A 25,082-nucleotide genomic window follows, 5' to 3' on the forward strand; every position below is an offset into this window, starting at 1 on the left:
CCTCAGGAAGCTGCCGCCAAGCGCGCCGTTAACGAGGCACCGATCCCTACGCCTAAAGACATAGCCATTCGGGATTATTGCTCGTTTTTGCCTCACATCGTACGGCTGCCATGGGACGGGCAGGCTCAACAGGAGAGCGGATAATGTCTAAACGCGTTCCCTTTACTACCGGTGATCTAGCAGATCATCAGCGGGGTATCGATGACGCCCTCACAGGCGATCCGAATACGAATATCTTGACCGGCGACGCTGGCGGCAGCCTGCTCGATTTCTCAAGAGGCGGCAACGACACCTTTACGGAAACCGCACCGTCGACCTACACCTTCTACGGCGACGCGGCTCGGAGCTTGTTCAATTTTGCTCGGGGCGGTGACGATACCTTCACCACGGGGCTGTCATCCTCCACCACCACTGCCTTTGGTGACGCTGGCGACGATATGTCGGACCATAGCAGGGGCGGCAACGATACCTTCAACAGTGGAGTGGCAAGGCAGGTAGTCGATACCTTCTATGGTGACGCCGGCGGCAAGATGTTCGGCTATGCCCGTGGCGGGGATGACACTTTCCTGACCAGCACTGTACAAGGAGCTACCCACACCTTCTACGGTGATGCGGGCGGCGAAATGTCGGATCACAGCAAGGGCGGCAACGACACCTTCCAGGGCTCCAGGCAGGCCACGAACACCTTCTTCGGTGACTCCGGCAGCAACATGTCCGGCAATGCCCAGGGCGGCGACGACAGTTATACGAGCCGGACCGACTCGCTCAACACTTTCTACGGCGATGCCGGCGGCGATATGTCGGGTAACAGCAAGGGCGGCAACGACACGTTCACGGGCGCCTTCTTTTCCACCAGCACTTTCTTCGGCGATGCCGGCGGCGATATGTCGGACCATGCTCAGGGCGGCGACGACCATTACACGGATCTGGGTGGGGCGATCCCGAACAAAACCCTCTTTGGCGATGCGGGCGGTGATCTTTCCGGTTTTGCCAAAGGCGGCAACGACAACTTCACGAGCGCTGGTGGCTCCCAGATAAGTTTCTACGGTGACGCGGGCGCCAACATGTCCGACCACGCTCGCGGTGGCGACGACGTGGCCGTGCTGCAAGGCACTCATAATTTAGGGTATGGCGATGCGGTCACGATGCTCGGCAGCGCTGTGGGCGGCAATGATTCCCTGACTGGTGGCGACAGGAACTCCGGTCCGGATGTTCTAAGCGAGTTGTACGGCGACGCCCTCGCTATGTCCGGTTCCGCCAGGGGCGGCAACGACATTCTTACCGGGGGCCACAACAGCGAAAGCGGCCAGGTCCGCAACTTCCTGTGCGGCGACGCTCTACAAATGTCCGGTTCGGCTCTGGGCGGAAACGATACCCTGTACGCCGGGAGCGCGGCACCCGGCTGCACCGTCATCAACGATATGTGGGGTGACGGGCAACTGAGCGAACTGGCTCAGGGCAGCAGAGATCAATTCATATTCAAGGACGATGGTTCAATGACGGTCGGAACCCAAAACACCATCTACGACTTCAGCCAGACCCAAGGCGACACCATTGTATTTAGTGGCGTGGAGGGCGTGCAATCGTTCGATGATCTCACAATTGCGCAAAGTGGAACCGACACCATCATTACCGCAGGAGTCGATCAAGTTACTCTCGCAAACTTTACAAGCCCGCTGACGACGAGTGACTTTTTGTTTGTCTGAAAGCGAAGCTCTTATCGCATTCCAAGAGGGGGAATGCGTGAGAATTTGTTTCGCATCGTCGCGCGGCCGGTCGCCCCAATAATGTTCGACCGGCCGATCGACAATCCCAGCCGCAAGTATGGATCAAGCGGCCAGGAATCTCTCGGTCAAACGAGCCCAGAGCGCTGCGCCGACGGTCAAATTGCCGTCGTTGAAATCATATTTCGAGCTGTGCAGGATGGCTGAATCCTCGCCGTTTCCGAGGCGCAGGAAGCAACCGGGTTTGTGTTCGAGGAAATAAGAAAAATCTTCGCTGCCGGGGATCAACGGGCAGACGGACACCTTGTCCTGACCGACGAGTTCGACAGCGATGTCTGTCGCAAAGGACGTCTCGCGCTCGGAATTGACCACCACCGGGTAGCCGCGCTCGTAATCGATCTCGACCGTTGCGCCATGCGCCTGCGCCACAAGTGCTGCGATATTGCGAATACGCTGCTCGAGCGTGTCGCGGATCTCGGCCGAGAAGGAGCGGACGCTCAGCGTGATTTCGGCGTGTTCCGGGATGACGTTGGAGGCCGTGCCTCCGTGAATCGTGCCGACGGTGACGACAGCCGTCTCGATCGGGTTGACGTTGCGCGACACAACCGTCTGCAGGGTCATGACGATGTTGGCGGCAGCGACGATCGGGTCGACCGTCAGGTGCGGACGCGAGGCGTGGCCGCCACGCCCGGCGATCCTGATGGTGACGGTATCGCTCGCCGCCATCAGCGGCCCGGCGCGCATCAGGAACGAACCCGTCGGCGCGCCCGGGTGGTTGTGCAGCCCGAATATCGCATCGCAGGGAAAGCGCTCGAACAGGCCGTCGGCGATCATCGCCTGTGCCCCGCTTCCCTTGCCGGCTTCCTCGGCCGGCTGGAAGATGAGGTTCACCGTGCCGTTGAAATGCCGTGTGCGCGCCAGGTATTCGGCGGCACCGAGCAGCATCGTGGTGTGGCCGTCATGACCGCAGGCGTGCATCTTGCCGCTGGCCTGGCTGGCATATGGGAGATTGGTAGCTTCGGTGATCGGCAGGGCGTCCATGTCGGCACGGATGGCGATGCTGCGGCCGCTGCCCTGGCGCAGGCGACCGACGACGCCGAGCCCGCCGACATTGCGCGTCACCTCATAGCCCCAGCTTTCGAGCCGTTCGGCAACGTATGCAGCCGTTTCGTGCTCCTGGAATGAAAGCTCGGGATGCGCGTGCAGGTGCTGGCGGGCCGCTGCAAGCTCGGCGGCCTTGTCGGCGAAGTCGGAAATGTCGGCGAACTGGTTGGAGGTCTTTGGCATGGGAGGTCCTTTGCCGGCCGAGCAGGTGCCGCGCCGGCTTTGCTTTTAGATGAAACGGCTTAAGAAAGCCCGCGTGCGCGGGTGCCTGGGTTTGGCGAGAACCTCATCAGGAGGCCCGGCCTCGATCACATTGCCATCGTCCATGAACACCACCCGATCCGCCGCTTCGCGGGCGAAGCCGATCTCATGCGTGACCACGATCATGGTCAAGCCCTGCCTGGCGAGATCGCGCATGGTGGCGAGCACCTCGCCGACCAGCTCCGGATCGAGCGCCGACGTCGGCTCGTCGAAGAGCATCAATTTCGGGCGGATGGCGAGCGCACGGGCGATGGCGACGCGCTGCTGCTGGCCGCCTGAAAGCTGGCGCGGATAGGCGTCGATCTTGTCGGCAAGACCGACACGGGTCAGCAGTTCGCGGGCGTAGCCGATCGCCTCCTTGCGGTTCTCCCGGTGAACGCCGACCGGAGCCTCGATGACGTTCTGCAGCGTCGTCATGTGCGGATAGAGATTGAACTGCTGGAACACCATGCCGATCTTGCGCCGCTGCGCGGCGATCGCGCGGTCGGAAAGCTTGTCGAGGCGGCCGTCGTGCAACCGGTAACCGATCTGCTCGCCGTCCACCTCGATCGACCCCTGGTCGATCGCCTCGAGATGATTAATGCATCGCAGGAAGGTCGACTTTCCGGAGCCGGACGGTCCGAGAATGACCACCACCTCGCCAGGCGCGACGTCCAGATCAATGCCCTTGAGCACCTCGAGCGGGCCGAAGGCCTTGTGAACGTTGCGCGCCCGGACCAGGGGCGTGTCATGCGCGCTCATTGGCGGCCTCCAGGGTGGCGGTCGCCGTCTTCTCGCGGGCGCCGCGGTCGCCGCGGCTGTAGTGGCGTTCGATCGCGCCTTGCGCGACATTGAGGACCGAGGTGATCAGCAGGTACCACAGCACTGCAACCATCAGCAGCGGAATGATTTCGAAGGTGCGGTTGTAGATCGACTGCACCGAGTAGAGCAGGTCGGCCATGGCGATGACGCTGACAAGCGACGTCGCCTTGATCATGCTGATCAGCTGATTGCCGGTCGGCGGCACGATCGACCGCATCGCCTGCGGGATGATGATGCGCCGCAAGGACCGGGCGCGGGTCATGCCGAAGGCTTCAGCCGTTTCGGCCTGTCCCTTGTCCACCGACAGCAGCCCGCCACGGATGATCTCGGCCATGTAGGCGGCCTCGTTCAGTGCCAGACCAAGAACGGCGGCCGTCAAAGGCGTGATCAGGTCGTTGGTGTTCCAGCTGGCGAAGCCAATGGAAATGCGCGGAAACAGCGTCGAAAGGTTGTACCACAGGATCAATTGCACCAGCAGCGGCGTTCCCCGGAAGAACCAGATGAACAGGCCGGAGAGAAGGGATGCCAGCCTGTCGTTCGACATACGCGCGATGGCGAGCAGCAGGCCGAGCACGATACCCAGGATCATCGCCACGACCGTCAGGCCGAGCGTTACGGAAAGCCCCTGCATGACCGTCGGATCGAAGAAATACTGGGCGACGACCGGCCAGCCGAAATTCGGGTTGACTGCAACGATATAGGCGAAGCCGGCCGCCACGGCGACGGTGAACGCCCAGAGCGCCAGCCGGACGAGCGGAAACGGCCGGTGGGCTCGTTTGACGTCGCGCAGCGCGTCGTCGGGATGTCGCGGCAGCCCGGCCGCGTAGGCAGCGGTGGCGTCGGTCATGGCAGCCTCTACCGGCCCTGGTTGATGCCTGGCGCATCGATCATGTTCTTCTCGAGACCCCACTTCTTCATGACCACGGCGTAGGTGCCGTTCTTCATCAGGATCTTGAACGCGTCGAGCAGCACGCCGCCCAGCGGCGAGCCCTTCTTGACGACGGCGCCTTGATAGATGTCCTTGAAGCCGTTGGCCTGGCCGACCCCGGCGAGTTCCAGCTGGCCCTTCGCCTGCTCGACGAAATAGGTCAGCGGCGCCTGCGAGGAGAAGAATGCGTCGGAGCGTTTCGACCGGACGGCCAGTATCGAGCTCGGCTGGTCGGTGAAGGATTGCACCTCGACGGCCGGCTTGCCCCCCTCGGTGCATTTCTGCGCCTGCTGCTTGATGACCTTTTCGGCCGAGCCACCCGACATGACGGCGATGCGCTTGCCGCACGCGGTGTCGAGCGAGGTGATGCCTTGCGGGTTGCCCTTCTCGACGGCGAAGACGACGTATTCGCGCACCCAATCGATGAAGTCGTTGGATTTCTGCCGGTCGGGATAGTCGCCGACAGGCCCCATCGCGAACTGATAACGGCCGGCATTGATACCGCTCAGCAAAGCCGGCAGGCCGGCGACCGAGGCATGATCGATCTCGACACCGAGCAGCTGGCCGATGGCGTCGGAAATGTCCCTGGTCGCCCCCGACAGTTCGGTGCCGGTGACGATCTCATAGGGCGGGAACGAGCCGTTGTTGACGGCGGTGATCTTTCCCGCCGTGCGGATCTCTTCCGGCAGCCGGGCCCGCAAATCCTCGTTCACCGATTGCTTCTGGATATCCTGGGCAAAGCTGGCCTGCGCCAGCATGGTGACGAGCGAGGCGAATATGAAGCTGATTGTCCTCATGGCATTCTCCTTCGTGTTCTTCGTTGTGCGTTGTCAGGCTGCGGTGGCCCGCGATCTGGCCTCGAAAGGAAACAAGGCTTCGGCGGAAATCGGTTCCGCCAGAATGCCCTGGGCATGGAGCTCGGTGACGAAATCCTCGATCATGCGCCGGTTGGCCGGCAGGCCGCTGGCGTTCCAGGAGGCAGGCAGGTCGCGCCCCGCATGAAGCAGCTCCTCGAGGATCCAGGGCGAGGTATCGGCATATTTTCGGCGCTTTGCCGTCCAGACGCGCTGGCTTTCGTTGATCAGCCTGGCGAGTTCCTGCGGCAGCCAGGGGTGCTCCCTGACTAGGGCGGCCTTGACGGCGACCAGATGCATGCCCGGGACATAACCGACGTCGGCGAAATAGGCGCGTTCGGCCGCGCGAAAATCGCGCAGCACTTGCCGGAAGCCGGAAGCCGGGCCGAAAAAGCCGTCCGGCATGAAGGGCGTGAAAACGGCGTCGAGCTCGCCTTGCGACAGCAGCTCCATCATCGGGCGCTCGCCTGGTGCTGCTTCGATGCGCCCCGGCCTGCCGAATCCGTCGAGGCGGTCGGTGACCGGGTGCTCCGATGTCAGCCTGCCGGCGAACCAATGGGCATCCTCGACGCCAACGCCTTCCCGGCGAAGCGCCGCGCGCGTCCATGTGTTGCCGGAATCGCGCCAGCCGGTCACGCCGATGCGTTTGCCGGCAAGGTCGGAAAGCCGTTCCAGCGGGCTGGTCTCGACCGTTATGATGCAGCGATGGCGAAAGCCGCGCATGATGAAGCACGGTAGTCCAACCACCGTATCGACGCCCGAAGCCATGGCCGACACATAACGGCTGAATGAGACCTCCGCCGCATCGAAGTTCGGATCGGTACCGATATCCGCGATCAGCGTGGCGACACGATCAACCTTCACCGACAAGCGGCTCGAAATAACGTCACCCAGCACCAAAGGGGTGAGATAGTCCCAATCGCGGGTGGCTACAGTGATGGAAACGGGCATCGGCATGAACTTCAACGCTATGTTTGACCGGCGATTGGTAAATGTTTATTTTTGACCGATCAAATGTTATTATGTTATTGAACATTAGCTTTGATGGTCGCCGCGGGTGCCGATGGATTTCGATGCAGGATGGTTCGCTGATCGCCTTGGCGACCGCACGATGCGCGGCATCGCGCGCGAGACCAGTGCGCTGATCAGAAGCGGCGCGCTGCCTGTCGGCGCAAAGCTTCCGCCGGTGCGCGATCTGGCCTATGTGCTTGGCGTCAGCCCGGCGACGGTCTCGCAGGCGTGGAGCGAGTTGCGGCGCTACAAGATCATCGGCGGCCGCGGACGCAACGGCACCTGGATCATGGGCAACCGCTTTGCCGCCCGGCCCGAGCGCCACATGAGCGGCGGCAATTACGGACAGGATGTTCTGAACCTGGCGATCGCGGAGCCCGATGTGAGGCTCTTGCCGCCGCTCGACATCGCGCTGGCGCATGGTGCGCGCGCCGAAAAGCTCAACAGCTACGAGCGGGTGCGCATCCTGCCCGAGCTGGAGGCCGCAGTGCGCCCGTCATGGCCGTACGATCCCGGCGCGTTCCTGGCCACCAATGGCGGTTACAACGCCATCTACACCTTGCTGCATGCGCTGGTCCCGCCGGGGGCGCCGGTAGCCATCGAGAACCCGACGGCGCTTCGCCTGCTCGACATCCTCGAGGATCTCGATGTGCCGATCATCCCGGTAGACTGCGACAGCGACGGTCCCTTGCCGGATGCACTTGCCAACGCTCTGCGGCAGCGGCCCGTCGCGTTCCTGTTCCAGCCGCGCGTCCATTCGGTTACCGGCGCCTGCATGTCGTCGGCGCGGCTGGAAGTCATCGGCGACCTGCTCGCCGGCACCGACGTGCTGATTGTCGAAGATGACGGCGTCGGCGATATTGCCTCGGCGCCGCGCATTTCGCTTGGCCGGCGTTTTCCCGATCGCGTCGTCCATATCCTGTCCTATTCCAAGACCCACGGCCCGGATCTGCGGCTCGCCGTGCTGTCCGGATCGGCGACGATCGTCGAGCAGATCCAGTCCTACCGCAGCTTCAGCTCGGGATGGACCAGCCGCATCCTGCAGGCAGCCACCGCCTGGCTGCTGCAAGACCCGGCCACGGCCGCCCTGGTGGAGCAGGCGAAGGAGGTATACCGCGGCCGTCGCGAACGGCTCGCCGGCGAACTGGCCAAACGCAATGTCGATATCGACGCCGGACACGGTCTCAGCGTCCTCATTCCGGTTGCTTCGGAACCTTACGCGATGGTCACGCTGGCCGCCCACGGCATCGCGGTCCATGCCGGAGCGAAGTTTTCGACCGGAAAAACGAACGCTGTCCGCGTCGCGACCAGCATTCTGGACGAGGAGCACCTCGAGCACGTCGCAAATTCCCTGGCGCTGGCAGCCGACCCGGCGCGGGAAGTTGTCTGAGGCAAGTCAATCGCCGTTCGGACTGCTACTCCGCCGCGACGCCCTTCACCTCGAGATAGCTTTCCATTGAATCGTCCATCGCCTGCAGCCAGGGCGTATGGTGCAGCGGCGCCATCGTGCCGGTCATCAGCGAGCGGTAGGCGTGATCGCGGAAGCCCATAATGTCTTGCGCCTTGTGGTGCTCCCACTCCATGAAGGTCTGATTGACAGCCTCGACATCGAAGCCGGGATAGTCGGTCTGCTCCATCAGCTCCCTGGTGTAGTCGCCCTGGAACCAGATCATCTGCTCGGCGTCTTCAAGTGTTTCTTCACGTGCCCGCCATTTCCGGCCGTGCTCGGCCATCGCTTCGGCCGAGGGCAGCTTGATGCGGCCCATGATGACGTCGCGGGCGAACCAGGCCTGCGCGTCGAACATGTTGAAGGTGTAGAACTGGTCCTGCATGCCGATATAGGACAGCTTCGGGTTTTTCTCCCAGACGACGCCCTCGTAGAGCCCGTCCGGCCACATGCGGTTGGCGGTCTTCAGCTTCAAATCCTCGGTGAGGAACGGGAAGGAATGGAGGTAGCCGGTGCACAGGATGATGGCGTCGACGTCTTTGGTGCTGCCGTCCTTGAAATGCGCCGTCTTGCCGACGACCTTCTGCAGAAGCGGCACTTCCTTCCAGTTCTCCGGCCATTTGAAGCCCATCGGCTTCGAGCGGTAGCTGGAGGTGATCGATCTGGCGCCGTATTTGTAGCATTGCGAGCCGATGTCCTCGGCTGAATAGGAGCGGCCGATTATCAAAATGTCCTTGCCCTTGAATTCCATGGCGTCGCGGAAATCGTGGCTGTGCAGGATACGGCCGTTGAAGGTCGAAAAGCCCTCGAAATAGGGAACGTTGGGCACGGAGAAATGACCCGAGGCGACGACGACATGGTCGAACTCTTCCGAGTAGGTGACGTCGCTGGTGCGGTCATGCGCGGTGACGGTGAATTTTTTTGTCGTTTCGGAGAAGGTCACCATGCGCACCGGGCTGTTGAAGCGCACCCATTGGCGCACGCCGGATTTTTCGACGCGGCCCTTGATGTAGTCCCACAGCACGGCGCGCGGCGGATAGGAGCCGATCGGCCGGCCGAAATGCTCCTCGAAGGTGTAGTCGGCGAATTCGAGGCATTCCTTCGGGCCGTTCGACCAGAGGTAACGGTACATCGAGCCGTGCACCGGATCGCCGTGCTCGTCGAGGCCGGTGCGCCAGGTGTAGTTCCACAGGCCGCCCCAGTCGGACTGCTTTTCGAAGCAGACGATCTCGGGAATGTCGGCGCCCTTGTCGGCGGCCGACTTGAAGGCCCTGAGCTGGGCCATGCCGGACGGCCCGGCTCCGATGACGGCAACACGATCTTTCATTGCGGGCCTCCCGATCTCATTTCCCTAACGAAACAAATTTCACTGACAGGACAGTAATTGCCCCTTCGATGCTGTCAACAGGGCTTGTCGCGAAACCGCGTTTCGCCCAGCTGGATTTCCAAGCGACGCAGTAGCTCGGGCGAAATCCAGACATTGCGCAATTCGACACGGGTGGCTTGCCGTGGCAGTTGCGCTTCTGTATCGGCACCGAATATGTTCACCGTGAGTGAAATGAATCGGCAAGGTCCGGGGTGGCAACATGGCGAAAAAAGCATCCAGTCTAAAGCCCGCTGCGGCCGTCGTCGCCGCCAAGGCCAAGCCGTCGGTCGCTGCAATCGATCCGCGCAAGATACGCGCGCCGCTCACCCAGAACCCGCACGCCATTCGCGACACCCGCGAAAAGGTCCTGGAGGTCGCCATCGGCCGCGAGGTGCGGGCCTTCCGCAAGAAGCTCGGCATTACGGTGGCCGATCTGGCTGCCGCCACCGACATTTCGCTTGGCATGCTGTCGAAGATCGAGAACGGCATCACCTCGCCATCGCTGACCACGTTGCAGGCGCTGTCACGGGCGCTCGGCGTTCCCGTCACCGCCTTCTTCCGCCGCTTCGAGGAAGAGCGCAGCGCCGTCTTCGTCAAGGCCGGCGAAGGCCTCGACGTCGAACGCCGCGGTACGCGCGCCGGCCACCAGTACAATCTGCTCGGCCATATCGGCTCCAACACCAGCGGCGTCGTCGTCGAACCCTATCTGATCACGCTGACCGAGGATTCCGACGTGTTCCCGACCTTCCAGCACGAGGGCATGGAATTCCTCTATATGCTCGAGGGCGAGGTGGTTTACCGGCACGGCAGCAATCTCTACCCGATGAAGCCTGGCGACAGCCTGTTCTTCGACGCCGATGCGCCGCACGGACCGGAAGTGCTGAGCGTTCTGCCGATGCGGTATTTGTCGATCATCTGTTATCCGCAGAGCGCGGGGTGAGAAACCCTCCTCACTGACATTGCCGCGTGTTAATTCATACGCCTTTGACTCTACTGTCTTGGCATTTAGACCGGCTTTGCTTTGTCGCCTTCCTTAACACCGCGAAACGGAACAATTGCTGGCGGTTTGCGCTCTTCTATTGTTTCAGAATCGGGCCGAAACAGACTACCCAAACCGCCGCTCATCCTGCTTGGCTCAACAACTCTTTTAGTGATCTCTCCGACCTTAACTTCAGTGCTCACAATTGTCGCCATGCGCTCTTGAACGTGCGCAACCTTTCCCCGCCCTCTAACGAGCTCAAGTTGTCCGAGGTCTTCACCAGTTTCCGGGTCAGTGATATTTGGACCAATACCAAAAATCAAAAATGCGTCGCCTTGGCCAACTCCGTCGCGAAGGCCCCTATTTATAACGACGGCTTTACCACTATCCATTACGGTCACGACAGTACCCAGCGAGAAATCGTGATATTTACTGTGCATGATCAGCCTCCGGTAAAAGATATGAGTAGGGTATATTTGGCCTTACAATAATTGATTCTTTAAAACTCTTTGATTCTCTTCCAAATATATTCTTCCAAATATTCTTATCCCCGAGTTCTTTAACAATTAGAACTTGAATATTACCCTTAGACTGTATCGTATTCACCCTTCCGATTCCACATAATAGCTCAAAATCGCCGTCATTGTGATAGATAGATACAATTGAATCAATGCCAAATAAATTTGACGGAGACAGAAGCAGCAGTCTCTGCCCGTCATTCTCTCTTGCGACAATTATACGAGGTATTTCGATATTCTTCTTAATTTCCAGCAAAGCTCTATAGCTCATATCAATAAATATTGATATGAACATAACGAATATAAGAACACTGCCAATCAGCCACCTAGCGTCAACTTGACTTATCAAGCCGGCTGGCAAAAATACCGGGGAAAGAGATACGATAAGTGCAATGGCGGCAAACAAGAAACCATAGGTATTCCGAAACGAATTGTACGTTTCCTGCCAAAATGAATTCATTTCATCCCCCGTCCGGCAGAATTCTAATGCATCTTTGGCGGAGGAGTCGAGTGGCCTCGTTCTTTGGGTAAGAACGTGTCAGCGGGATATCGGCAGAACCATCATCATAGTAAGCCTTCATATGGGTGTATGATAGATCAGCTCCAAGATGCCACCTGTCAATCCGGCCCGAACCCCGGCGATGTCGCACTGCCGTCATCCAGTTTCGACAGCCACTCGACCAATGTCGCGCGATAGCGCGTCAGGCCTTTGTAGTTGGCGAGTTCGTCGGGAAGGTCGCGGATGACGCGGTGCAGGCGCCTTGCCCATTTCGGCTGCGTCACCAGCTCGTCCATCTTGATCAGGTAGCAGCGGATCGGGAAGACGATCGCATTCGAGCGCGGCAGCCGCCAGAAGCTCTGCAGCTCGACGCGCAGATGAACCTTGTCGCCGACATTTTCTGGCGTCACCGTGGCGCGGTCCGGACCCCATTTGTGGTAGTTTTCCGGGCTGGTATCGAGGCGCGGATTGATGGTCATCGTCCAGTTCAGCCGCCGCGCCGGCTTGCCCTGCTGGATGTTGGTGAGGAATTTCAGCGCCCGGACGAATATCCCCTTCTCGTGCGCCAGCGGCACCGGCGCGTGCCATTCGAAGAAGTTCATGCCGATGTCGAAATCGAGCGACCAGTCGGCCTGGGTGGTGACCATGCCGGCATCCATCCACAGATTGCCGTCGCGCTGGTCGAGAATGCAGAAATCGCCCTGGCTCTGGCGGGTGATGTATTCCATCGGCCCATAGGGCAGCGTCGAGACGTCGCCGAAGGTGAAGCTGTCGTCGATGCCGAGCGGTCGGTTGATCCAGCGCCAGCGGTCGCCATGGCGCGTCAGCGTGAAATGCTCGGGATAGCCCAGCGCCTGCTGCTCCATCAAAAGCTCGAGCAGATCCCAGCCGGCCAGCGTCATGTGCGGCAGCGACTGGCAGCGCAGCGGATCCTCGGCCAGCACCAAAGCGCGGTCCTGCATCTCGGCGACATAGTGCTCGTCGACGTCGATCAAATTCTCCAGCACGCTGCCCTTCGGCCCGGCGACATGCGGCTCGATGTTGACGGCATACATGTAGCTGTCTTCGTGGAACGGGAACGGGAACCGCCTGATGTGCTCGGGGCTGTTCCTGAAGGTGAAGTCGTCGCGGAACGTTTCCTTGCGAAAGGTGATGCCCAAGCTCGCCTCCTATCTTTCCAGCACCAGCGACCGGCCCTCGAAGCGCGAGACGCAGGGCATGATCTTGCAGCCCGAACGGTGGTCTTCCTCGCTCAGCCAGTGGTCGTTGTGGATGAATTTGCCGTCATGCGAAATGACGTTGGTCTCGCACTGGCCGCAGACGCCGCCGCGGCAGAGATAGGGCGGATCGACCCCGGCCGCCTCGATCGCCTCGAGCAGGCTCTGCTGCTCGTCGACACGGATGATCTTGCCGCTGAGCGCCAGCGTCACGTCGAAGGGCGCGCCGGGCTGCGGTGCCGCGAAATGCTCGAAATGCACGGTCTCGGCAGGCCAGCCTAAGGCAGCCGCGCGATCGCGCACCCAGTCGATCATGCCGGACGGGCCGCAGACATAGAGATGCGTGCCGAGCGGCTGCGACGACAGCAGCCGGTCGAGATCGACGCGCTCGTCGCGGTCGTCGTGATAGAGCCTGATCCGGCGGTCGTAGCGCTCTCTCAGCAGATCGGCATAGGTGCCGAGCGAGGCGGTGCGGCAGGTGTAGTGCAATTCGAAATTGCCGCCTTCCGCCGCCAGCTGCGCGGTCTGCGCCATGAACGGGGTGATGCCGATGCCACCGGCCAGCATCAGATGCTTCCTGGCCCGAAGATCGAGCGAGAACAGGTTGACGGGGTAGCTGACCACCATCTCCGTGCCCGGCCGGACCTGCCTGTGCATGAACAGCGAGCCGCCGCGGCCGGCGTCGTCGCGGCGCACCGAGATGGTGTATTCGCGGGTGTCGAGCGGCGAGCCCATCAGCGAATAGGGATTGAGCCTGGTGCGTTCGCCATCGCGCATCTCGACGACGACATGGGCGCCGCCGGAGAAGGTCGGCAAAAGCTCGCCGTCGCGCCGTCGGAAATGAAAGCGCGTCACCAGTTCGTTGATCGGGACGACATCGCTGACGACGACATCGAGCTTGGTGGTGCCGGTGCTCATCGAAAGACCTCCTCGGTCGGAGGAATTTCGCTGCGGTCCTCGGCGTTGATGCAGACGCCCTGGAAGGCGGCGAGGCGCCGCGAATAGTGGTCGCGCACCAGAAGCAAGAGGCCGCAATGCGAACAGGTTGCCGGCTGCGTCGTCACGTTGTCGGTGATGCCCTTGCAATGGACGCACTGCATGCGGCGCGCCAGCGAGCCGCGATGCTCGGTCTGGATCGAGGTGTGGTCGATGCCGGCTTCGAGCGCCGCCTGCATGGCCTGGCCGATAAGCCCTTCGGTGCCGGCGAGATAGAGCCTGAGGCCCATATGGGCGTTGGCCAGCGTCTGCTTCAGCCGCGGCAGGGCGCTGGCGAAGGAATGGCCGAGGTAGAACTGCGCCGGCTTCAGTGCTTCGAGCGCATCGGCATATTTACCGTCGCGGCCGGGAATGAAGATGATGTGGGCGCCGCCGAAGAAATCCGCCGGTGCCTTGGCGGCCAGATCGGCAATCGCCAGCGCTCCCTCTGCGTCCGCTACGAAAAGATGATGCTTGCCGGGCTGCGGAGACAGGGTCCCATAGACCGGCCGGCTGATGATGCTTTTCGCTGCCATACCCGCAGTATGCCTCAGCCTTTCGCCGTGCGCTTGGTCTTCTTCGGATCGTCGAAGGGAAGCGGCTCGGCGGTTGCGCTGATGGTGCCGCTCTTGTTGCGGATCTCGAGCCTGGTGCCCTGCACCGCGCAGTTGACGTCTAGCCGGGCAATGCCCATCGATTTTTTGACCAGCGGCGAATACATTGCGCAGGTCACCACGCCGACCTTTTTGCCGTCGCGATAGACCGGTGCGCCCTCGTCGGCCGGCTCCTTGCCTTCGAGCAGCACGCCGAAGATCTTGAAGCGCTCCTTGCCCTTGAGGCGGTAGTGCTCCTCGGCACCGCGAAAGCCCGTCTTGCCGGGGCTGACGGTGAAGTCGAGACCAAGCTCCCACAGCGTGTCGCCCGGGCCTTCGTTCTCAAACGGGTATTTCTGCGAATTGTCGTAGGGGTAAAACAACAGGTAGCTCTCGACGCGCAGCATGTCGAGCGTGGTGAAGCGGCACGGGATGATGCCGGCGCTCTTGCCCTCGTCGAGGATCCTGTCCCAGATCGTTCCGGCGTCCTGGCCACGGCAGAAGATCTCGTAGCCGCGCTCGCCGGTGTAGCCGGTGCGCGAGATCATCACCGGGAAGCCGAACAACTGCGTCTGCATGTGATGGAAATAGTTGAGGTCGCGAATGCCGGGCACATGCTTTGCCAGATAATCCACGGCTAGCGGCCCCTGCAGCGAAAGGTCGTGCAGATTGTCGTCGAAGCGCAGCGACACGTCGCGACCGACGGAAGCGCGCTGCAGCTCTTCATGGCCGGTGCCCGAGCCATGCACGACCATCCAGGAATTCGGGCCGGTGCGGTAGAGGATGCAGTCGTCGGTGAACTTGCCGGCCTCGTTGAGCATGCAGGCATAGGCCGACTTGCCGGGATAGATCTTTTCGACGTCGCGCGTCGTCGCCAGATCGATCAGGTGCGAGGCGTGCGGCCCGGTGATGTGGACCTTCTTCAAGCCGGACACGTCCATCAGGCCGGCCTTGGTGCGGATGGCGATATACTCTTCGTCGGCGTCCTTGTCGTAGGTCCAGGCGGTGCCCATGCCGCTCCAGTCCTCGAGCTTCGAGCCGAGCGCGCGATGGCGATCCGCAAGCGTCGAAAATCTCCAGGATGCCGTCATCCGCTGTCCTCCGTTAGAAAGAAACTTTTTTGCTTTCCCCTGCTCCCTGCACACAGGCGGGAGCGTTGGCTTGAATATTGATCGCAAACGCCGGGAGCCTGCAATACCCGTAAGCAAATAATTTCATTGTCAGGCAAATCCGGCGAGCTCAAACAAACGGTTAACGTCGCGTAAAATCGTCTTGACAATTCCAGAATTCGGCCGGATTTTATGAAAAAAATTTCACTCTCTTGAAAGAGGGCAATGACCGGCCAATCCGGACCGGCGTTGAAAAAGGGGAAAGCCGATGTCCGACCTGCAACAGCGCGTGGAAGCGCTGTACCGTTCCGACGTGCGTGGATCCATGCTCCTGATCGTCTGCCTGTGGGCGACGATCCTCTTTGTCCTGTTCATGACGTGGCCATACGTCCCCGACGCCGGCATCAAGCTCGTCGTCGCGGTCGCCGCCGCCGCCGTGTTGATCTTCAACACGGCCGCGATCCTGGCGATGGTCAACCACTACAAGGAAGACAAGGACTTCATCTACGGCCTCGACATCAAGAATGCCGACGCCTACCGCAACCGCAAGTCCTGAGGGGGAGACGCATGGCCCGCTATACACCGCCCGAACAGAGCAAGGCCGGACAGGTTTTCGATATCGCCGTCGTCGTGGTCGCGATTTTCGTCGCGCTGTGGCTGCCGCTGAAACTAGGGCTGGCAGGGGCGGCAAAATCCATCGACGCGCTCGACGCCAAGACGTGGGAAGCGCTCGGCCAGAACCCGACCATGGCCTCGATCTGGGAAAAGCTCGGCTACACGCCGGAAACCGCGCACGACATCATTCAGAACCGGTTCCACTACATCATCGACTGGCCGACGCTGATCATCATGGCGGCAGTGCTGATCGGCTATTTCATCTTTCTGTTCCGCGCATCGGACCGCGAATACCGCGACGTCATCGACGAAAAGTTCGGCGACAAATAGATAGGAAGCATCGTCATGTGGGTGGCACTCTCTTACGCATGCTGGGGCATCTCGATCGTGCTCGCGCTGTGGATGCTCTACGACTGGTTCAAGATCGACACGACCTATTCCGAAGAGATGCTGACCTCGTCCAGGGAAGGCGAACTTGAAGCCGTGTCCGAAAAACACCGGATCTGAGTGGGGGATTGAACGATGACGATCACGGCTGAACCAGCGGTGCAAGTGCAGGGCGACAGGGTTTCACTGCTCAGGGTGCTCGGCCCCGCCCATGTCTGGGCGCTCGGTGTCGGCATCGTTCTGGTCGGCGAATTCACCGGCTGGAATTTCGCGGCGGACAAGGGCGGCGCGCTGGCGGCGCTGATCGTCTGCTGGATCGTCGGGCTGCTCTACACCTCGGTCGCGATGATCGATTCCGAAGTGACCTCGACGGTTGCCGCCGCCGGCGGCCAATATGCGCAGGCCAAGCACATTGTCGGGCCGCTGATGGCCTTCAACGTCGCGCTGTTCCTGGTCTTTGCCTACACCATGCTCGAAGTGTCGGACGCGATCCTGCTCGGCGACACCATCGTCGCCAAGGCCGGCGTCGAGGGCCTCAACCACAATTCCTTCATCGCCGCGACAATCGTCGTGCTGGCATGGCTGAACTATCGCGGCGTGCTGATGACGCTCAACGTCAACTTCGTCATCACCGCCATCGCCTATGTCTCGATCGTCATCCTGTTCTTCTCGGTCAGCCCATGGACGCAAGGCGCCGTGCTCAAGCTCAACGAGTTGGTGACCCCGGGCAACGCCCTGCCCTACGGCTGGATCGGCGTCATCGCCGCCTTCCAGTTCGGCATCTGGTATTATCTCGGCATCGAGGGCACCACGCAGGCCGCCGAGGAAGTGCGCTCGCCGGCGCGCTCGCTGCCCTACGGCACGATGGCCGGTATGATCACGCTTCTGATCGCCGCCGCCATGACCTGGTATGTCTGCGCCTCGATGATGCCCTGGGAATATCTCGGCATCACCTATTATCCGCTGTGGGATGCAGGCAAACTGACCGGCAGTGCGCTGCTGGAGAACCTGTTGTTCATCGCGACGCTGCTTGCCGCGCTCGCCTCCGCCAATGGCTGCATCAACGACGCCGCGCGCGCCTGGTTTTCGCTCGGCCGCGACCGCTATCTGCCGACCTGGTTCTCGGCGGTGCATCCGAAATACCGCACGCCCTATCGCTCGATCCTGTTTCTGCTGCCGATCGCGCTCGCCTTCGCCTTCATCGCCGACCTCAACCAGGCGATCACCTTCTCGATCCTGTCGGGCGTGCTGCAATACACTTTCATGAGCATCAACATCATCATGTTCAGGAAAAAGTGGCCGCTCGGCTCGATCCGCCGCGGCTACACCCATCCGTTCCATCCGCTGCCGGCGATCGTCTTGTTCTGCCTTTGCGTGGTCACCTTCTTTGCGATCTTCCTCGGCTTCGGCTCGCAGCTGATCGCCATGGTCGCCTTCTACTTCCTGATCTCGCTGTGGTTCCACTTCTACCGCTACAAATTCGTGCGCCGTGGTGCCCAGTTCACCATGCCGTGGCCGAAGCCGCAGGGCTACTGACGGCGCGCCCGGTCTGGGCGGGCATTTGCGTGACGAGGTGCGTTAGGTGATCTCAGCATTGCTCGCCGGGGCGGTTGCCCTGGCTCTCGTCCTCCATATAGCCTGGCTTGCGCGGGCCAGTCGCGCCAAGGCTTCGACCGGGCTTGCCGCCGACGAAGCCGGCGTCCGCGCCGTCATCCCCGACGCGGCCAACGTCTCGGACGGCACTGCCGGCGTCGTTACCTTCGCCGGCTCGTGGAACGGCCGGCGGGTGCAGGTGCGGACCATCGTCGACACGCTGGCGATCAGGAAGCTGCCCGCGCGCTGGCTGAGCGTTTCGATCACCGAAAAGGTCGCGATACCAGGCACTTTCGATATGATGATGCGGCCGGGATCGCCGACGACTTTTTCCAATTTCGATCATCTCGTCCATCCGCTGCCGAAGGCGGCGGGGTTTCCGGCCGAGGCGGTGCTGCGGAGCGACCGCAAGGGCGTGCGCTTCCCCGAAGCCATCATCGCCGGCCACCTCGATGTCTTTGCCGAGGAGCGCGCCAAGGAATTGCTGATCACGCCGAACGGCGTGCGCATCGTCTGGCTGCTGGCCGAGGCCGAGCGGGCGCGCTACGGCGTATTCCGGCAAGCCGAATTCGGCGCGGTCAGGCTCGATCCGGTGCTGATCGAGAGGCTGCTGTCGTCGGCTTCGGCGCTGCGCGATGCCATCAATCAAAGCGAACGGCAAGCGGCATGATCAGCCAGATCACCACCTCCCCCGCACCACCGAGCCCCTATCTGGTTCTGGGCGCTGCGATCGTTTTGCCGGCGAGCGGGCATGTCGTGCTCGGCGTGCCGGTGCGCGGCCTGCAATTCCTGTTCTTCATGGTGATCCTTGCCTGGATCACCGCCAAGATCGCGCCGCCCGACGCCAGCTTCGTCGGACGCCATGCCGGCGGCTTCCTGATCTATGCCCTGTCGATCCTGGATGCCTACAAGATCGCCCGCATCCGCTATGCCAAATGGGTTCACAATGGCGGCCAGCGCAGCGATAGTGCGGCCGGCGGCGCCTCAGCCGATATATAACGACAGGAAAATTTTTTTCATACCAATTGAATTCCCGGGACTCATTCGATACATCTCGGAGGGAACAAACTCGCGGAGGCTGACATGTGCGGAATCGTCGGACTGTTTTTGAAGGACAAGTCGCTCGAGCCCCAGCTTGGCGCGATGCTGTCGGAGATGCTGATCTCGCTCAGCGATCGCGGTCCCGACAGCGCCGGCATCGCCATCTATGGCGCGTCCTCCAATGAAGCCAAGATCACCATCCAGTCGGCCAAGCCGGAGCGCGATTTCCGCGGCCTCGACGCCGAACTTGCCAAGGCAATCGGCGCGCCGGTGAACATTGCTGCGAAGTCGACGCATGCGGTGGTCCGGACGACGCCTGCCAAGATCGACGAAGCGCGCGAGACGATCCAGGCGCTGCGCCCCGACATCCGCATCATGGGCGCCGGCGACGTCGTCGAGATCTACAAGGAAGTCGGCTTGCCCGAAGCGGTCGTCGACCGTTTCGGCGTCCGCGAGATGACCGGCACGCACGGCATCGGCCATACCCGCATGGCGACCGAATCGGCGGTGACGACGATGGGCGCGCATCCGTTCTCGACCGGCGCCGACCAGTGCCTGGTGCATAATGGCTCGCTGTCCAACCACAACAATGTCCGCCGCGAGCTGATCCGCGAAGGCATGACATTCGAGACCGAGAACGACACCGAGGTCGCTGCCGCTTATCTCTCCTCGCAGATGGCACATGGCAAGAATCTGGGCGAGGCGCTGGAAGGCACGCTGAGCGATCTCGACGGCTTTTTCACCTTCGTCGTCGGCACCAAGAACGGCTTCGGCGTGGTGCGCGATCCGATCGCCTGCAAGCCCGCCGTAATGGCCGAAACCGACCAGTATGTCGCCTTCGGCTCGGAATATCGTGCGCTCACCAAACTGCCCGGCATAGACAATGCGAAGGTCTGGGAACCCGAGCCCGCAACCGTCTATTTCTGGGAGCATTGAACCAATGCCGGCAAGCAATGCCTTCAATACGGGCAACCTCTCCAAGGCGGCTCGCGAGCCGGGCCATGCGTCACGGGTCTTCGATCTGGCCGAAATGTCGCTGCGCGAGCTCAACCAGGCGCTGCACGATCTGGCGCCCGGTTCGAATGAGACAGCCTGGGAGGTGCTCCACCCGCGAGGCAGCCATTCGGTCGCCGTCGGCGTCGACCAGCCGGTCGCCATCGATGTGCGCGGCAGCGTCGGCTATTATTGCGGCGGCATGAACGACGGCGGCACCATCACCGTGCATGGCTCGGCCGGGCCCGGCGTCGGCGAGAACATGATGTCCGGCCAGATCGTCGTCAAAGGCGATGCCAGCCAGTATGCCGGCGCCACCGGCCGGGGCGGGTTGCTCGTCATCGAAGGCAACGCGTCGTCGCGCTGCGGCATCTCGATGAAAGGCATCGACATCGTCGTCCACGGCAATATCGGCCACATGTCGGCCTTCATGGCGCAGTCCGGCAACCTCGTGGTGCTGGGCGACGCCGGCGATGCGCTCGGCGATTCCATTTACGAGGCGCGGCTTTTCGTGCGCGGCAAGGTCGAAAGCCTCGGCGCCGACTGCATCGCCAAGGAGATGCGGCCCGAGCATCTCGAATTGCTGCAAGGCTTGCTCGACCGCGCCGGCGTGACCGGCGTCAAGGCGGCGGAGTTCAAGCGTTATGGCTCGGCTCGTACCCTCTACAATTTCAATATCGACAACGCCGACGCGTATTGAGGCTCAATGACCTATCGCAACCCGCCGACGACGCCGCGCAAATCCGCGACCTTCGACGACTACACGCTTTCCGAGATCCGCCGCGCCGCGGCGACCGGCATCTATGACATCCGCGGCGCCGGCGCCAAGCGCAAGCTGCCGCATTTCGACGACCTTCTGTTCCTCGGTGCTTCGATCTCGCGCTATCCGCTCGAAGGCTATCGCGAGCGCTGCGACACCAGCGTCGTGCTCGGCTCGCGCTATGCGAGAAAACCGATCGAACTGAAAATCCCGATCACCATTGCCGGCATGAGCTTCGGCTCGCTGTCCGGGCCGGCGAAGGAAGCGCTCGGCCGCGGCGCGACGCTGTCGGGCACCTCGACGACCACCGGCGACGGCGGCATGACCGAGGAAGAGCGCGGCCACTCAAAAACGCTGGTCTACCAGTATCTGCCGTCGCGCTACGGCATGAACCCGCGCGATCTGCGCCGTGCCGACGCGATCGAGGTGGTCGTCGGCCAGGGCGCCAAACCCGGCGGCGGCGGCATGCTGCTCGGCCAGAAGATCTCCGACCGCGTCGCCGAAATGCGCACGCTGCCGAAGGGCATCGACCAGCGCTCGGCCTCGCGCCACCCCGACTGGACCGGGCCGGACGACCTCGAGATCAAGATCCTCGAACTGCGCGAGATCACCGACTGGGAAAAGCCGATCTACGTCAAGGTCGGCGGCGCGCGGCCGTATTACGACACCGCGCTTGCGGTGAAATCGGGCGCCGATGTCGTCGTCGTCGACGGCATGCAGGGCGGCACGGCGGCAACCCAGGAAGTGTTCATTGAAAATGTCGGCCAGCCGACGCTTGCCTGTATCAGGCCGGCGGTGCAGGCGCTGCAGGATCTCGGCATGCACCGCAAGGTGCAGCTGATCGTCTCGGGCGGCATACGCAACGGGGCCGACGTCGCCAAGGCGCTGGCGCTCGGCGTCGATGCGGTGTCGATCGGCACGGCAGCGCTTGTCGCGCTCGGCGACAACGACCCGCGCTGGGAGGCGGAATACAACGAACTCGGCACCACCGCCGGCGCTTATGACGACTGGCATGAGGGTCGCGACCCGGCCGGCATCACCACGCAGGATCCCGAGCTAATGAAACGGGTCGATCCGATTGCGGCCGGCCGACGGCTGGCGAATTATCTTAAGGTGATGACACTTGAGGCTCAGACAATCGCCCGCGCCTGCGGCAAGAACAGCCTGCACAATCTCGAGCCCGAGGATCTTGTGGCCTTGACGATCGAAGCCGCCGCCATGGCCGGCGTGCCGCTGGCCGGCACCAACTGGATACCGGGCAAGACCGGCTTCTAAAACAAACCATATGCCAGTAAGCGAGGAACTATAATGGGGAACGATCTCGCCGCCTTCGCCAAGGAGAAGGGCGTCAAATATTTCATGATATCCTACACCGACCTGTTCGGTGGACAACGCGCCAAGCTGGTGCCGGCGCAGGCGATCGCCGACATGCAGCGGGACGGTGCCGGCTTTGCCGGCTTTGCCACCTGGCTCGACCTGACGCCGGCGCATCCCGACATGCTGGCGGTGCCGGATCCGGCCTCGGTGATCCAGTTGCCTTGGAAGCCGGAGGTCGCCTGGGTCGCCGCCAACTGCATCATGGACGACAAATCGGTCGAGCAGGCGCCGCGCAACACGCTGAAGCGGTTGATCGCGGAGGCCGCTGGCGACGGCATGCACATCAAGACCGGCGTCGAGGCCGAATTCTTCCTGATCTCGCCGGATGGCAAGACGATTTCCGACGAATATGACACGGCGTCGAAGCCTTGCTACGACCAGCAGGCGGTGATGCGCCGCTACGACGTGATCGCCGAGATCTGCGACCACATGCTGGCGCTCGGCTGGGGCGCCTACCAGAACGACCACGAGGACGCCAACGGCCAGTTCGAGATGAACTGGGCCTTCGACGATGCGCTGGCGACCGCCGACAAGCATTCCTTTTTCAAATTCATGGTGAAATCGGTCGCCGAAAAGCACGGCCTGCGCGCAACCTTCATGCCTAAACCCTTCCAGGGCCTGACCGGCAATGGCTGCCATGCGCATATCTCGGTGTGGGACAAAGACGGCAAGACCAATGTCTTTGCCGACAATGCGATGGAGCTCGGCCTGTCGGCCAAGGGCAGGAATTTCCTCGGCGGCATCATGAAACATGCGTCCGCGCTTGCCGCCATCACCAACCCGACGGTCAATTCCTACAAGCGCATCAACGCACCGCGCACCATCTCCGGCGCCACCTGGGCGCCGAACACGGTGACCTGGACGGGCAACAACCGCACCCACATGGTGCGCGTACCTGGGCCAGGCCGCTTCGAGCTGCGCCTGCCGGACGGCGCGGCAAACCCCTATCTGCTGCAGGCGGTGATCATCGCCGCCGGGCTTGACGGCGTCCGCTCGAAGGCCGACCCCGGCCGGCGCTACGATATCGACATGTACCAGTTCGGCCATACGGTCGAGGGCGCGCCGAAGCTGCCGCTCAACCTGCTCGACGCATTGCGCGAATTCGACAACGACAAATCGCTCAAGACGGCGCTGGGTGAGGAATTCTCGTCGGCCTATCTAAAGCTCAAGCAGCAGGAATGGAATTCCTATGCTTCCCACTTCACCCAGTGGGAGCGCGACCACACGCTCGACATCTGATCCGGAATTGTTGCACGCCCGGCGCGAAACAGGTTCATGAAATACTCGATCTTCTCCCTCGCCCGGGCGGCATTTTCCGGCCACAAGAACTGGCAGCGCACCTGGCGCGACGCCAGCCCAAAGAGCCACTACGACGTGGTGATCATCGGCGGCGGCGGCCATGGCCTTGCGACGGCATGGTTCCTCGCCAGCGAATACGGCATCAGGAATGTCGCCGTGCTGGAAAAGGGCTGGATCGGCTCCGGCAATGCCGGCCGCAACACCACCATCATCCGCTCCAATTACGGGCTGCCCGGCAATACCGGCTTCTACGAGCTGTCGATGAAGCTGTGGGAGCGGATGGAGCAGGACCTCAACTACAACACCATGGTCAGCCAGCGCGGTGTCATCAACCTCTACCATTCCGACGCGCAGCGCGACGCCTATGCGCGGCGCGGCAACACCATGCGCATCAACGGCATCGATGCCGAACTGCTTGATCTGGCGGCGGTCAGGAAGATGATGCCGTTCCTGAACTTCGACAACGCACGTTTCCCGGTGCAGGGCGGCCTCTTGCAGCGACGCGGCGGCACGGCACGACACGATGCCGTGGTCTGGGGCTACGCGCATGCGGCGAGCGCGCTCGGCGTCGACATCATCCAGAATTGCGAAGTGACCGGCTTTGTCCGCGATGGCAGCGGCAAGGTGACCGGCGTCGAGACGAGCCGCGGCAGGATCGGCGCGGCCAAGGTCGGCATGGCGGTCGCCGGCTCCTCGTCGCGCGTCGCGGCGATGGCCGGCATGCGGCTGCCGATCGAAAGCCATGTGCTGCAGGCCTTCGTCTCCGAGGCGATCAAGCCGCTGATCCCCAATGTCATGACGTTCGGCGCCGGCCACTTCTACGTCAGCCAGTCCGACAAGGGCGGCCTGGTCTTCGGCGGCGATATAGACGGCTACAATTCCTACGCCCAGCGCGGCAATTTGCCTGTCATGGAAGACGTCTGCGAAGGCGGCATGGCGCTGATGCCGATGATCGGCCGGATACGGCTGCTGCGTCAGTGGGGCGGCATCATGGACATGTCGATGGACGGCTCGCCGATCATCGACAAAACACCGGTCGACGGGCTCTATCTCAACGCCGGCTGGTGCTATGGCGGCTTCAAGGCGACGCCCGGCTCCGGCCTGGTCTTTGCCCATCTGCTGGCGCGCGACGAGCCGCACAAGGAGGCTGCCCGCTTTCGCCTCGACCGCTTCCGGCGAGGTGCGATGATCGACGAAAAGGGCCAGGGCGCCCAACCGAACCTGCATTGAAGGCTGGCTGAAGAAGCAATGCGCATTGTCTGTCCCTTCTGCGGCGAACGCGAACTCGGTGAGTTCACCTATCTGAGCGACGCCAAGCCGGTGCGTCCGGCGGCCGGCGCCACCGAAGACGAGGTCTTCGACTACGTCTATCTGCGCGACAATGTCGCCGGGCCGATGAGCGAATTCTGGTATCATGGCGGCGGCTGCCGGGCCTGGCTGAAGGTCGCCCGCAACACACTGACGCACGAGATTTCGGCGGTCGAACCGGCTGCAGGCGTTGGTGCGAGGCAGGCTGCAAGATGAATTCTGTCCAGGTTAGCGCCGCCCCTCACCTGCCTGCCGGCCTCCTCTCCCCGTATAGAGACGGGGAGAAGGGCGCCGTCATCGATTGTTTCGCCAATCATCGACGT

At 62.0% G+C, this 25,082-nt stretch carries 27 protein-coding genes; 15 read left to right on the forward strand and 12 right to left on the reverse strand.

The genetic code is table 11. The annotated features are described in order from the left end of the window. Positions 1–143: 143 nt before the first annotated feature. Complete coding sequence (locus NKJ20_RS08150; RefSeq protein WP_352743461.1) at positions 144–1,706, forward strand: hypothetical protein; 1,563 nt, start codon at positions 144–146, stop codon at positions 1,704–1,706. 123 nt (positions 1,707–1,829) lie between these two features. On the opposite strand, the gene NKJ20_RS08155 is transcribed toward NKJ20_RS08150, so the two are convergent. The 5 genes from NKJ20_RS08155 to NKJ20_RS08175 form a co-directional block, all read right to left on the reverse strand. Continuing rightward, positions 1,830–3,011: a M20 aminoacylase family protein gene (locus tag NKJ20_RS08155; protein ID WP_352455185.1), complete on the reverse strand. Its 1,182-nt coding sequence runs from the start codon at positions 3,009–3,011 to the stop codon at positions 1,830–1,832. A 45-nt stretch (positions 3,012–3,056) separates the two neighbouring features. After that, the gene (locus NKJ20_RS08160; protein WP_023674014.1) at positions 3,057–3,830 is read right to left on the reverse strand and encodes an amino acid ABC transporter ATP-binding protein; all 774 of its coding nucleotides are present in this window, start codon (positions 3,828–3,830) and stop codon (positions 3,057–3,059) included. Next, entirely contained in the window at positions 3,817–4,737 is a 921-nt protein-coding gene (locus NKJ20_RS08165) for an amino acid ABC transporter permease (protein WP_352682725.1), read from the reverse strand. The genes NKJ20_RS08160 and NKJ20_RS08165 overlap by 14 nt, the downstream gene beginning before the upstream one ends. 8 nt (positions 4,738–4,745) lie before the next feature. After that, a complete protein-coding gene (locus NKJ20_RS08170) occupies positions 4,746–5,576 on the reverse strand; it encodes an ABC transporter substrate-binding protein (RefSeq protein WP_502902564.1) in 831 nt (276 codons plus the stop codon). Positions 5,577–5,648: 72 nt separating this feature from the next. Then, the gene (locus NKJ20_RS08175; protein WP_352743463.1) at positions 5,649–6,623 is read right to left on the reverse strand and encodes a substrate-binding domain-containing protein; all 975 of its coding nucleotides are present in this window, start codon (positions 6,621–6,623) and stop codon (positions 5,649–5,651) included. Positions 6,624–6,735: 112 nt separating this feature from the next. Here NKJ20_RS08175 and NKJ20_RS08180 point away from each other — a divergent pair, with 112 nt between their 5' ends. Then, complete coding sequence (locus tag NKJ20_RS08180; RefSeq protein ID WP_352612309.1) at positions 6,736–8,073, forward strand: aminotransferase-like domain-containing protein; 1,338 nt, start codon at positions 6,736–6,738, stop codon at positions 8,071–8,073. 25 nt (positions 8,074–8,098) lie between these two features. On the opposite strand, the gene NKJ20_RS08185 is transcribed toward NKJ20_RS08180, so the two are convergent. Further along, positions 8,099–9,457, reverse strand: coding sequence for a trimethylamine monooxygenase (locus NKJ20_RS08185; protein ID WP_352743465.1), 1,359 nt, complete (start codon positions 9,455–9,457; stop codon positions 8,099–8,101). A gap of 259 nt (positions 9,458–9,716) precedes the next feature. On the opposite strand from NKJ20_RS08185, the gene NKJ20_RS08190 reads away from it, so the two are divergent. Further along, entirely contained in the window at positions 9,717–10,436 is a 720-nt protein-coding gene (locus NKJ20_RS08190) for a helix-turn-helix domain-containing protein (protein ID WP_352452528.1), read from the forward strand. A 65-nt stretch (positions 10,437–10,501) separates the two neighbouring features. Here NKJ20_RS08190 and NKJ20_RS08195 read toward each other — a convergent pair whose 3' ends face one another. The 6 genes from NKJ20_RS08195 to NKJ20_RS08220 all read right to left on the reverse strand — a co-directional run bounded on the left by NKJ20_RS08195 (position 10,502) and on the right by NKJ20_RS08220 (position 15,368). After that, a complete protein-coding gene (locus tag NKJ20_RS08195; protein ID WP_352743467.1) occupies positions 10,502–10,915 on the reverse strand; it encodes a hypothetical protein in 414 nt (137 codons plus the stop codon). Next, positions 10,905–11,453 (reverse strand): hypothetical protein, encoded by a 549-nt coding sequence (locus tag NKJ20_RS08200; RefSeq protein WP_352743469.1) that lies wholly within the window; start codon positions 11,451–11,453, stop codon positions 10,905–10,907. The genes NKJ20_RS08195 and NKJ20_RS08200 overlap by 11 nt, the downstream gene beginning before the upstream one ends. 158 nt (positions 11,454–11,611) lie before the next feature. Continuing rightward, the gene (locus NKJ20_RS08205) at positions 11,612–12,652 is read right to left on the reverse strand and encodes a heme-dependent oxidative N-demethylase family protein (RefSeq protein ID WP_352743471.1); all 1,041 of its coding nucleotides are present in this window, start codon (positions 12,650–12,652) and stop codon (positions 11,612–11,614) included. A gap of 9 nt (positions 12,653–12,661) precedes the next feature. Then, a complete protein-coding gene (locus NKJ20_RS08210; RefSeq protein WP_352743473.1) occupies positions 12,662–13,627 on the reverse strand; it encodes a PDR/VanB family oxidoreductase in 966 nt (321 codons plus the stop codon). After that, positions 13,624–14,220, reverse strand: a complete 597-nt coding sequence (locus NKJ20_RS08215) for a dimethylamine monooxygenase subunit DmmA family protein (RefSeq protein ID WP_352743474.1) — start codon at positions 14,218–14,220, stop codon at positions 13,624–13,626. The genes NKJ20_RS08210 and NKJ20_RS08215 overlap by 4 nt, the downstream gene beginning before the upstream one ends. Before the next feature lie 14 nt (positions 14,221–14,234). Further along, positions 14,235–15,368 carry an aminomethyl transferase family protein gene (locus tag NKJ20_RS08220; protein ID WP_352743476.1) on the reverse strand — a complete coding sequence of 378 codons (1,134 nt, stop codon included), beginning with the start codon at positions 15,366–15,368 and terminating at the stop codon, positions 14,235–14,237. A gap of 286 nt (positions 15,369–15,654) precedes the next feature. Between NKJ20_RS08220 and NKJ20_RS08225 the strand changes: the two genes are divergently transcribed. The 12 genes from NKJ20_RS08225 (at position 15,655) to NKJ20_RS08280 (ending at position 24,975) form a co-directional block, all read left to right on the forward strand. Continuing rightward, entirely contained in the window at positions 15,655–15,942 is a 288-nt protein-coding gene (locus NKJ20_RS08225) for a hypothetical protein (protein ID WP_023673993.1), read from the forward strand. An 11-nt stretch (positions 15,943–15,953) separates the two neighbouring features. Continuing rightward, positions 15,954–16,331 carry a hypothetical protein gene (locus NKJ20_RS08230; RefSeq protein WP_023673992.1) on the forward strand — a complete coding sequence of 126 codons (378 nt, stop codon included), beginning with the start codon at positions 15,954–15,956 and terminating at the stop codon, positions 16,329–16,331. 15 nt (positions 16,332–16,346) lie between these two features. Then, entirely contained in the window at positions 16,347–16,508 is a 162-nt protein-coding gene (locus NKJ20_RS08235; protein ID WP_023673991.1) for a hypothetical protein, read from the forward strand. A 15-nt stretch (positions 16,509–16,523) separates the two neighbouring features. Beyond that, entirely contained in the window at positions 16,524–17,924 is a 1,401-nt protein-coding gene (locus NKJ20_RS08240) for an APC family permease (RefSeq protein WP_352472309.1), read from the forward strand. Positions 17,925–17,970: 46 nt separating this feature from the next. Next, entirely contained in the window at positions 17,971–18,651 is a 681-nt protein-coding gene (locus NKJ20_RS08245) for a hypothetical protein (protein ID WP_352743478.1), read from the forward strand. Continuing rightward, a complete protein-coding gene (locus tag NKJ20_RS08250) occupies positions 18,648–18,980 on the forward strand; it encodes a hypothetical protein (protein WP_352502042.1) in 333 nt (110 codons plus the stop codon). The genes NKJ20_RS08245 and NKJ20_RS08250 overlap by 4 nt, the downstream gene beginning before the upstream one ends. Before the next feature lie 84 nt (positions 18,981–19,064). Then, positions 19,065–19,958: a class II glutamine amidotransferase gene (locus tag NKJ20_RS08255; RefSeq protein WP_352743480.1), complete on the forward strand. Its 894-nt coding sequence runs from the start codon at positions 19,065–19,067 to the stop codon at positions 19,956–19,958. 94 nt (positions 19,959–20,052) lie between these two features. Next, positions 20,053–20,715, forward strand: coding sequence for a GltB/FmdC/FwdC-like GXGXG domain-containing protein (locus NKJ20_RS08260; RefSeq protein WP_245274607.1), 663 nt, complete (start codon positions 20,053–20,055; stop codon positions 20,713–20,715). Between the two features lie 6 nt (positions 20,716–20,721). Continuing rightward, positions 20,722–22,050, forward strand: a complete 1,329-nt coding sequence (locus tag NKJ20_RS08265) for an FMN-binding glutamate synthase family protein (protein WP_352743482.1) — start codon at positions 20,722–20,724, stop codon at positions 22,048–22,050. A 33-nt stretch (positions 22,051–22,083) separates the two neighbouring features. Next, on the forward strand, positions 22,084–23,391 hold the full coding sequence (gene glnT, locus NKJ20_RS08270; protein WP_352453796.1) for a type III glutamate--ammonia ligase: 1,308 nt from the start codon (positions 22,084–22,086) through the stop codon (positions 23,389–23,391). A 36-nt stretch (positions 23,392–23,427) separates the two neighbouring features. Further along, positions 23,428–24,681 carry a sarcosine oxidase subunit beta family protein gene (locus tag NKJ20_RS08275; protein WP_352489495.1) on the forward strand — a complete coding sequence of 418 codons (1,254 nt, stop codon included), beginning with the start codon at positions 23,428–23,430 and terminating at the stop codon, positions 24,679–24,681. An 18-nt stretch (positions 24,682–24,699) separates the two neighbouring features. Further along, positions 24,700–24,975 (forward strand): sarcosine oxidase subunit delta, encoded by a 276-nt coding sequence (locus NKJ20_RS08280; protein ID WP_352453798.1) that lies wholly within the window; start codon positions 24,700–24,702, stop codon positions 24,973–24,975. The last annotated feature ends 107 nt before the right edge of the window (positions 24,976–25,082 follow it).

Source organism: Mesorhizobium sp. M0185, from assembly GCF_040322175.1.
In the GTDB taxonomy this organism is placed as follows: domain Bacteria; phylum Pseudomonadota; class Alphaproteobacteria; order Rhizobiales; family Rhizobiaceae; genus Mesorhizobium.